7 protein-coding genes are annotated in these 9,777 nt (G+C 62.6%); all 7 read right to left on the reverse strand.

Features of this window, described 5'->3' with window-relative positions; translation table 11 throughout:
• Positions 1-5: 5 nt before the first annotated feature.
• Positions 6-896, reverse strand: coding sequence for an ABC transporter substrate-binding protein (locus VHC04_RS19035; RefSeq protein WP_325684232.1), 891 nt, complete (start codon positions 894-896; stop codon positions 6-8).
• A gap of 41 nt (positions 897-937) precedes the next feature.
• Positions 938-1,921, reverse strand: a complete 984-nt coding sequence (locus tag VHC04_RS19040) for an aldo/keto reductase (RefSeq protein ID WP_325684234.1) — start codon at positions 1,919-1,921, stop codon at positions 938-940.
• Positions 1,922-2,218: 297 nt separating this feature from the next.
• Positions 2,219-3,961 carry an autotransporter outer membrane beta-barrel domain-containing protein gene (locus VHC04_RS19045; protein ID WP_325684236.1) on the reverse strand — a complete coding sequence of 581 codons (1,743 nt, stop codon included), beginning with the start codon at positions 3,959-3,961 and terminating at the stop codon, positions 2,219-2,221.
• A 177-nt stretch (positions 3,962-4,138) separates the two neighbouring features.
• Positions 4,139-6,691 carry a glycosyltransferase gene (locus VHC04_RS19050; protein WP_325684238.1) on the reverse strand — a complete coding sequence of 851 codons (2,553 nt, stop codon included), beginning with the start codon at positions 6,689-6,691 and terminating at the stop codon, positions 4,139-4,141.
• A gap of 32 nt (positions 6,692-6,723) precedes the next feature.
• Positions 6,724-7,587 carry a hypothetical protein gene (locus VHC04_RS19055; protein ID WP_325684240.1) on the reverse strand — a complete coding sequence of 288 codons (864 nt, stop codon included), beginning with the start codon at positions 7,585-7,587 and terminating at the stop codon, positions 6,724-6,726.
• Between the two features lie 334 nt (positions 7,588-7,921).
• Positions 7,922-8,575, reverse strand: a complete 654-nt coding sequence (locus VHC04_RS19060; protein ID WP_325684242.1) for a class I SAM-dependent methyltransferase — start codon at positions 8,573-8,575, stop codon at positions 7,922-7,924.
• Positions 8,576-8,585: 10 nt separating this feature from the next.
• Complete coding sequence (locus VHC04_RS19065) at positions 8,586-9,773, reverse strand: cytochrome P450 (RefSeq protein WP_325684244.1); 1,188 nt, start codon at positions 9,771-9,773, stop codon at positions 8,586-8,588.
• Positions 9,774-9,777: the final 4 nt, after the last annotated feature.

Raw genomic sequence — 9,777 nt, forward strand, 5'->3', positions numbered from 1 at the left:
CCACGTCACCCTCCGGCTGGCGGCGACGCGCAAACCTGCTCATACGCATAGCGCTGCTTGAGCGAACCGAAATGCTCGAATACATCAAGCGCCACCTCGAACGCCGGCCGTGTGATCTCCACATGGGGCGCCCAGCAGCCCAGTCGTTGATAGCTGGCAATACACTTCGCCAGAACATCAAGCCCGATCGTCGGAAAGAACGGCTTTTCCGCCCTGGCGATCTCGATCGCCGGCGTCGCCAGCATATAGGCCCGTGTCTTCCTGTAAGCCCGCATGAAAGCCTTGGCGACATCGGATTGCAGCCACTCCCGCCGCGCCGCCAGGCTTGAAAAGGCGACAGGCCCGATCTTTGGTCCGCATTGCGCAACGATGTGGCCAACGCCATCAGCCTCGAGCTGCTGCGGGAAAGGTCCTTGCTGCTGGACATACTGCCCTTTGCCGTCCCGAAACGCCTTGTCCATGTCCTCGGCACCGCCAGGGCTGATGACTTTCAGCTTGGCAAAGTCAATCCCCGCCTTGTAGCAGGCATATTGGAACATGGCCAAAGGCTGGCCGCCGCCGAACAAAATCACTTCCGACCCTTCCAGCTTCTTCCAGTCAAACGCCGGATCGGGCGTCCGGCCGGTGATGAAGAACCCGTCCATCTCGTTGATCTGGGCAAAATGAACAGCCGTTGGCGTTTCCCCCTTGGCGAGGCTTGCGAAGGCCTGGCTCGGAGCGGACTGGATGACGTCGGCACGCCCTTCCTCCAGTGCCTTGACCGCGGAAACCCCAGGCGGCGAGACGGTCCAATCGGCCTCCAGCCCCTCAGCCTTCAGGAAGCCACCTGACATCACTGAAATCAGGGGCGAGTAGAAAGCAGAGAACAAAGTGAATTCTATATTGATGTGCGCCATTTCGAGGCCTCCCAGGTATAGCTTGTTCCAACAGTGTTCCGTCAGGCAAACCCGATCACGGGATGCGGGGCATAGGGTTCCTCCAGCGCAGCGATCTCCTCGGCCGACAATGTGACCTCGAGTGAACCAAGCGCATCGTCGAGATGCGCCAGTTTCGTTGCGCCGACGATGGGCGCCGTGATGACCGGCTTGTGCAGCAGCCAGGCCAGCGCGATCTGCGCCCGGGTCACGCCGCGCGCTTTCGCCACCTCGGCGACGCGTTCGACGACCCGTCTGTCCGCTTCCTCGGTCGCGCGCCTGAACATCCGGCCATAGGCTTCGTCTGTCTCCGTCCGGACGCTTTTGTAGTCCCAGTCGCGGGTCAAACGGCCGCGTGCCTGCGGGCTCCAGGGGATGACGCCGATACCTTGATCGGCACAGAGCGGCAGCATCTCACGCTCCTCCTCACGATACATCAGATTGACCAGGTTCTGCATGCTGACGAAGCGGGTCCAGCCGTTGCGCTCTGCCACCGCGAGGGCCTTGTGGAACTCCCAGGCATACATCGACGAAGCGCCGATATAGCGGGCCTTGCCGGATTTTACGACATCATGCAGCGCCTCCATCGTCTCTTCGATCGGCGTTTCATGATCGAATCGATGGATTTGGTAGAGATCGACATAATCGGTGCCGAGCCGGCGCAGGCTCTCATCGATCTCGAACAGGATGTTCTTGCGGGACAAGCCAGCGCCGTTCGGGCCGGGGCGCATGCGGTTGAAGACCTTGGTGGCAATGACCACTTCCTCGCGCCGCGCGAAATCCCTCAGCGCCCGGCCCAGGACCTCCTCGCTCTTGCCGACCGAGTAGCGGTTGGCGGTATCGAAGAAGTTGACGCCGGCCTCAAGCGCTTTCCGGATGAACGGGCGGCTCTCTTCCTCGTTGAGCGACCATTGGTGAAAGCCGCTGTTGCCGCCGCCATAGCTCATGCAACCAAGGCAGAGTCGGGAGACATCGAGGCCGGTGCGGCCCAGTTTGGTGTATTTCATTGCTGACTCCTTTGATGGGGCTGCCACGATATTCCCAGGCAGACAACCGGTAAAATGGCAGGGTCTGCCGCTGCGACGTTTTCGATCGGGCCGGGCGCCTTTGGGTGACGATATTCCCTATTGGATATATCGCAGATAACAGCACGGCGGCAATGTCGCCGCAACCGGCGGCGACAATCTGTGCCTGGTCCGTCGCGTCCCGCCTGTTGATCGCGACGGCCCTGCCGAAAAACGCCGGATGAGCGGGATCAAGGATCCGAGAGAGGATTACCGTCCCTTGCCGCAGCGCATGGGGCGCTAAAAAATCGTGCTGACGCCGATCATGCCCCCGTTGCTCAACTGCGCGCCGCTATATTCGCCGTCATACCGAATAAACATGCGAACGGGCCCGGTCGTCGTAACGCCAAGCCCGATCACGGCGGCGTCTCGTGAGAAGCCGGCGCCATGGACCTGAAAAGCCGCGCTGGATAATTCCTGAAAGCTCTGGTCGAGATCGCGTGCCGTTCCGGCAAAGTCATGAGCCCAGGAGAGTCTGAGATCGGCTGTCAACCCCAAACTCGAATTCACGGTGACATGATGGCGCACATCAATGCCCAACAGGCCGCGCACCGACGTCAGGCTCTTGCTGTCGGCGTTCAGGTCGAGTGCGCCCGCCCCGTATTCCGAGAAGGCGTTCTGCCACTGGCTGATGACCTGAAGGCCAGCCACGGGGGCGATGCTGCCTCCTGCCCACACCGGAAAGCGGTAGCCGATATCGATGCTGGACATGAAGGCGCGGCTATTGGTGTCGGTCGTGGTTGATCCGACCTGGTCTGCGAACGCCAGGCTGCGCCCGACAGCGAAATTGTTGAATCCGTAGCCGATAATGCCTTGGGTGTAGAATGGCCCATTCGAATATCTGCCGTAGACGGCCATCGAATAGCTATCGGCGCTGCCACCGCTGGCGAGCCCGTCCAATGAGAGTGACGTGTGTGCATAACCCAAGGCCCCACCTACCAGGACTTGTGGGCTGAGCGCGGCTTCCACGCCGCCGACAACGCCGACCATCGACATGCCAAAATCGTGGGTATTGCCGTCACCTGCCACATTGGTGTCACCGCCGCCGGTGCCAAGCCAGAGACGCAGGCCACCGCTCTCCTGAACGGCGGGTGAGGTGTCAGCCTGCAAATGCTGTTGCAGGATACCGAGGAACGATCGCGCGGCTTCAAGCGTGACCGAGGGAAGGTCGGCATTGATCTCACCACTCAGCTGGCTCAGCGCATTGCGGAACGCGACGGGGTCGGTAAAATTCAAAAAATCCAGACTGTTGTAAACACCATCCATTGGCGTGAAGGGCGCGGGGAAGATCGCATGGTCCAGGGCCGCTGCAACCGCGGCGGTGTTGCCGCTTCGGGCATTGGGGACATAGGCAAGGGCATAGGTGCCCATGTTCGATTGGGGGATGTAGTTGGAGGTGTCGATATACTGCGGGTTGACGCAGTCAGGCGTCGTGGTCTGTCCCACGATGTAGTATTGTGGTGCACCCGCGGCGCCCCACGGTCCGGGTGTGGGCACTGCCGGCGGGTCTGCCGGGAAATTTCCCAGCGCGGGGTTGCCGGGTCCACCCAGGATGCAGGTCCCGGCGGGGACGCGCACGATGGCCACCGAGGTTGGAAGATCGGGCAGCGCAAGGATGTTCTTGACTTGCGCCGCGGTCAGGCCGCGCACTGAATTGCTGGTGGCGATCCACGATCCCACGGCCGGACCAAGTGTAAGATCGTTATTCTGTTTGTAGAAGCGAACGAACTGCGTCGGCACGGACGTCCGTACGACTTGCGCCGGTGCGTTTGGAACGAAGCCCCCCTCGACAGATCCGGTGTATAGATTGGCGTCGGCACCGGTGGTCAAGGCGGGTAGTGTCGGTCCGTCGGTATTGCCGATCGGACCGATGACGACTTGCCCGGGTGGAAACGGTGTCGTCTGCGAATGCGCATCGTGTGCCGCCAGTCCGCCGGCAAGCAGTGCGGTTATCAGCGCTACGGCATGTAAATGTCTCGGCATGATATCAATCCGTTTCCATATTTATCGACGCCAGAAACCATAAAGCGAAACTCAAAATGGGAAGTCCGGCCAAGCCACTGGCCCGCGCATGTCGGATGCTGGAGTGGGATCGTCTGAAGCCTTTGGTTAGAAAGCGCGAATCGCGCTCCTGAATCAAAGACTTGACCCTATCATTCTTTAATCAAGTGACTCAAGCAGCGATGTAATCTTCGCCATGCGACTCTCCCAGCCAATCCGTTCCCGAATATCATCGGACAATTCAAAGTTCCGTGGTGTTGCCAATGCTTCGGCGATCGCATTGGCAAACGCGTCCGGTCCGTCACCGATGCGGATCAGGCCATGGAGCGCCTCCAGATTTGCCACCGGCGTTGTGACGACCGGTATGCCAACGCTCAGGTAGTTGTACACCTTCAACGGGTTCATCGCGTCGGTGATTGCATTCGGTATGTGTGGCACAATGGCGCAGTCGAATGCGACCATGCAGCGGCGCGCTTCGTCGTATGGCAGCGGGCCTGGCAAGGTCACGTTGGGAAGTTGCAGAACCGTGTCCCGCACGCCACCTTCGCCGTGTGGGCCGATCAGCACGAAACGCCAGTCCGGATGCCGCGTCGCCAGGGCCTCGATCAATGGCCAGTCGATCCGCTCACTCAGATTGCCGCAATACCCGACGACCGGCCGGGTCGAGTCACGCATGAACCCCGGCAACGGGCTGCTGTCGGACGGGAAATCCAGCTCCGCTCCATTCGGGATGACATGGATATCGTCGCGCAGGGCCTCGAAGCCGGCCCGATTGCCCTCGGCATTGGTCAGGACGAGGTCGGCGTGGCGCAGCGTCCGCTCATAGGTGGTCTGCACACGCTGCAGCTCATCCTGATTTCTTGCCCAGCTGCGCTGATCGTCGATCAGGTCGACGACAATGCGATGGAACGCCACATGTTCGGCGATAGCGGGAAAATTCCATACGATGGGACAAACCCAGGCAATCGTCCGGTCGGGATCACAATTCTCCTCCCGCAGCACGGCGGCGACCCGCTCTGGCACAAGAGCCTCCGCGTAATATGGCTCACCGCCGAAACCAGGCGGCGCATTCGGCGCTTCCGTCAGCAGCAGGCGCCGCAGCATGTCCGGCCTGTCGAGCAGGCGTAGCGCGCGCAGTGCCTGGTTGCGGAATTGCATCGCGAAGCTGGTCGGGCGGTGCGCCACGTAGTCGCGTCCCATGCGCGCGAAGGTGGAGCCGTGCAGGGAATGATCAAAATGCACGATCCGCCGGACCAGGCCCGTTCGTGGGAGATACTCGGTTACCAGATCGGCTCTGCGACCGAACAGGCCGCTGTCATTCTGCTTCCAGAAAAAGGCAACATCGTATCGCGCGCGGTCCCGGCGGACCGAGGGCTTTGAAAGCCAGCCGCGTTGAAGATCGGCACGGGCTCGGCGTACCGTATCCATGATTCCCCGCAGAGCCTCGGTGCGAGTCCGTCCGAACGGATTGGCCACGCGCATCGCGGACCGGACAGCCGCGTCAAGACGGACGCGGTTGATGCCGTCGCTGAACTCATCCTCGAAGATGGCTCTGATCCGGGCACGCCGGGCGTCGGGCTTGTTGCCATCCAGCAAGCGCGCGTCGAGATATCGTTTCAGATCATACGGCTCGATCCAATCCACGGCATCGTTCAAGCCCCCTTCCGATAACGGTGGCGTGGCGATGGCAACGATGGGCACGCCATGCTGCAAGGCGTCGGTCAGCTTGGCGGGAAACTGGCTCTGGGCGATGGCCGCTGCCGGGTTCTGCAGCAGCGGCACCAGATCGGCCGCCGCCAGGTAATTGGTCAGCTCTTTCAGCGGACAAGGCGGAAACACACGCACCGATTTCGGCATGCCCATCAATCGGGTCCGCAGGGCGGGTTCATCGATCGAACCAACGACCAGCAGTCGCAGGCGCGGATCGCCGATGGCCTCCATCGCCGTCAACACGCGGTCCAACCCTTTATGGGCCCGGACCGTACCGATGAATGCCATCACGATGTCGTCGGCACCATAACCCAGGCGTCGCCGCGCCGCGGCGCGATCGGCGACGGCCGCGGTTTCATCCCGTGAGTGACGTACGAGGTGCCCGCCGAAGATCCGGCGCAGGGCCGGGCTGGCGACAGTCGTTGCATCCGCCACCGTCCAGTATTGTGCCGCGAGCAGCGTGCCGGATGTGCCGAAGGGTTCCGCTAGAAGCTTGGCGCTCGCATCGCCCGGGTCCTCGACATGATGCTGCAGAAATGCCCGCTCATCCTCATCGAAATCCAGGACCAGGGGACACCGACTCTGCTCCGCCAGGAACAGGCCCAGAAGCAGTCCCGGCAGTCGCGGCTTCGACACCACGACCAGGTCGTAGCGCTTTGCCAACGCCAGCGCGCTGGCCGCCACGATCAGCTCCTCCAGATTGGAAACGTGCAGCGGATGCCACGCAATCCCGCTGTCCAGCAGCGGTTCCCAAAGGGTCTTGCCGAAACGAGGCCAGATCGGACCCACAAGCTCCGTATTCCAGTGCGTCGCCAGCAGCTTCGCAAGCACATACGCGCGGCCGGCCGGATTATGCGACAGATCCCAGCACACGACCGCGGCCTTGCCGCGCGTTGTGCGTGGCGGACCGGGCATGGCAGCCGGATCGGCCTTCGCCATCAGATGGGAGCCGAGATACTCCAGGTTCCGCTTCAGGCGCTCTTCGCGAACGGCGTTGGCCATCCCTTGTTTCATGCTGCGGTCCGCGGCCTGCATCAGTCTCCCGGCAGATCGATATCGCGTGAGATCACATCGAGGCCGCACAACAGGAAGCTGCTGCTGCCGCTCGGCTCCAGCTCTGTCGACAGCGTCATGCGGTGCCGGTGCCGGCCGGATACCCGCACGGCGATCGTGGTCCGGCTGTCACGAGGCAATTCAAAGACCTGCTTCTCGCCATCCGCCTCCAGGACCGAAAGCAGCTTAGGGCCCAGATTACCTCGCGCCGGAAGCATGCATTCCAATTCCAGGCCGATCGCGTTCTCGACCTCCAGGACCAGCTCGTTGCGCACCCAGCCGCCGTCCCGCGCGCGCCCCTTGCACAGACGGACATGAGGACCGGCCAGCGCATCCTCTTGAATCCGGATGCTCATGGGCTCTTCATGGACCGGCTCGAATACAAGAAGCGGGAACTCATCATCCGTGACGAGGCGGACCTGTCCCTTAACCGGCAGCTCGTCATCCGACACTTCCGGCAGGGTGATCGGCAGCCATGCCGCCAACTCGGAAAAGGGCATGTCCCCAGCAAGCTGGTAAAGCGAATCACCCAATGCTACGCACGGCATTCCACCCTCGGCCGATAGATACAGATGCGGGCTTCCGGTCGCGATCAATGATTGCCGCCTGGAACTTATCATCGCGCCATCGCGCGCCCGGACCACGGAAAGATTGCGGCGTGACCAGGGAACACGGGAGTGAATTGATTCAAGTAAAAAAGCATGCCGCCCATTGCCAACACCTGCCTCCGCCAGGTCGGGACGGTACCGGTCCGCCCTGAACATCAGAACCGCGTCCGTTCCATCCATCACGGCGACATCGACCGGCTCATCTGGCCGGCTCGGGTCCCAGGCCCAGCCGGTCACCAGGTCGACTGTAAAGGAATCGATGTGCCCAGGCTGACTCACGCGACAGCTCCTCACCCGAAATGTCAGGGCCGGCGTCAGGAAAGCAGGGCTCTACTGCCGCCCGTCCGCGCCAATGCCTTTTCATTCCCGGACAATAAGCCAAAAGTCACGGCAGGCAAATGCATCCCCGCATGACATGCCGGATCCGATACAAAGACTTTTTTTGAGAGTCTCTGCAATATTGCCCGCACGAGGTCTGAACCCGTCACGCGCCCTTCGTCCTGGTGGCCCCTGCATCCCTCAGGACGGGAACGAACGGCCGAACAGCCAGCCTCCATGCCGCCTGATGTCGCTATGTCGCCAGCAGATAGAAGCGGCGCGCGCCATAGGCTGAAGAGAAAAGCGGGTCGATCAGTTGCACGTGGCGAAAGCCACTCCGCGCGAACAACCGGATGAGCGAGTCCTCGGTGTGCCAGAACGATTTCGTATTGCCGATCGCCGCCATCGGATTATCGTTCTCCGGAAATTCCACGCCGTCATAGCCTTCGCGCTCGACCACCGCGTGCCAGGGCCGCGGCGAATCGACAGGCACCATCTCCGGTACGTGCACCTGCGTCTCGACGATCACCGCGGCCCCGTCGGCGCAGCGGTCCAATAGCCGTTCCTGGTCAGAAATCTCCAGATGATAGAGCAGACCTAGAATTGCCACGACCCCGAAACCAGACGGATCGAATTGACGGATATCAGAATGAATGAACCGCACCGCGCCCAGATCGGCCGGGACCCGCTCGGTGCGGCCATCCACCGCTGTCACGTCATAACCCAGACGGGCAGCCAGCATGCCGAACTTGCAGTGTCCCGCGCCGAGGTCGGCCAGCGTCCTCTTCCTTGGCCGGATATGTTTCTCAAGCAACGTGGCGAAGGTCCGCATGCGGTGTTCGCCATCGCTCCGGGACATCACCTGGATCGTTTGACGTCCAACAAGAATTGATGGCGTATCGGGCATGGCAGACCCTTCAAGCGGGACCGGATCGATTTCTGTGGTCCAATGGTAGCAGGCGAAGCGGCAGGGACGCGAATTGACGAAGATCGCGTTGCGGAAGCAGCCGCCCGCGCGTCTCGGTACCATGCACCGAGACGTGCGCCAGCACCGCCTCGATCATCATCTCAGCCTGCAGCACGCCCAGCTCTGAGCCTTGGCAGGCATGCGCGCCGCCGCCAAACGCCAGCAAAGGCGGCGCCGTCCGGGTCGGGTCCAGGCAGTCGGGTGCAACAAAAGCGCCGGGGTCACGATGGGCACGCTCGATATGCAGGATCATGCCCTCGCCAGGTCGCACCGTCGTCTCGCCAAGCCGGATCGGCGCGGTTGCGATTCGCCGGGTCAACCGGCGCAGCGGGCCGGCAAGGCGCAGGACCTCCCTGACGAACCCGCTGATCAGCCCTGGCGCGCGGCGCAGCCGTTCCTGCATCGCCTGGTCCCGGGCCACTATGTCCAGCGCCGCCGCGAACGTGCCGGTTACGGAATCACCGCCGGATGTCGCAAGCCAGAAGGCAAGATCGGACACCGTGTCGGCATCGTCGCCGGTATGCAGGCACGACAGGCTGCCGCCGGGCGCCGCGTGGGCGGCAAGCCCGTCATGCATGTGCCGGCACAGCGTGTCGAGCCGCGCATAGTCCCGAGCCGGCGGCGCCGGTCGCCATAGGGCCATGACGGCATGACCGTCATGGCGCAGCCGCCTGACATGCTCGAACTCCAGTCCCAGGGCGTCGGCGATGATGGTGCCGGACAGGCGGTCCGCCAGCGCCGGCACGATATCAACGACAGAGCCGAGGGGCACGTCGGACAGCGCCAGCGCCATCGTTTCACGCATGCGATCAGGGGTCCACCTGGCCCGCAATTCCGCGACGAAGCGGCGGACCATCATGCGCGTGCGCCGGTGCCGGTCGCCATCCTGGAACAACTGGGTGCCCGCCAGCACCGCTTGCAAATCGTCATGGCGCCGGCCGGCCCGCAGCGCGAACCGGGACAGTTCGATGCCCGGATCGGCGCTACGCACCGCGCGCGTACGCAGCACGCTGACGATGTCGGCATAGCGGCTGATGATCCAGCCCCGTTCGAACCCGCACCAGGACGGCGGCGCCGGCGCGGCGATCGCGGCATCCGGATTCTCCAGGTCGGTACATTCCGGGGAAGACTCCGGCACGCGC

It is taken from the genome of Rhodopila sp. (assembly GCF_035548095.1).
Classification (GTDB): Bacteria; Pseudomonadota; Alphaproteobacteria; order Acetobacterales; family Acetobacteraceae; genus Rhodopila.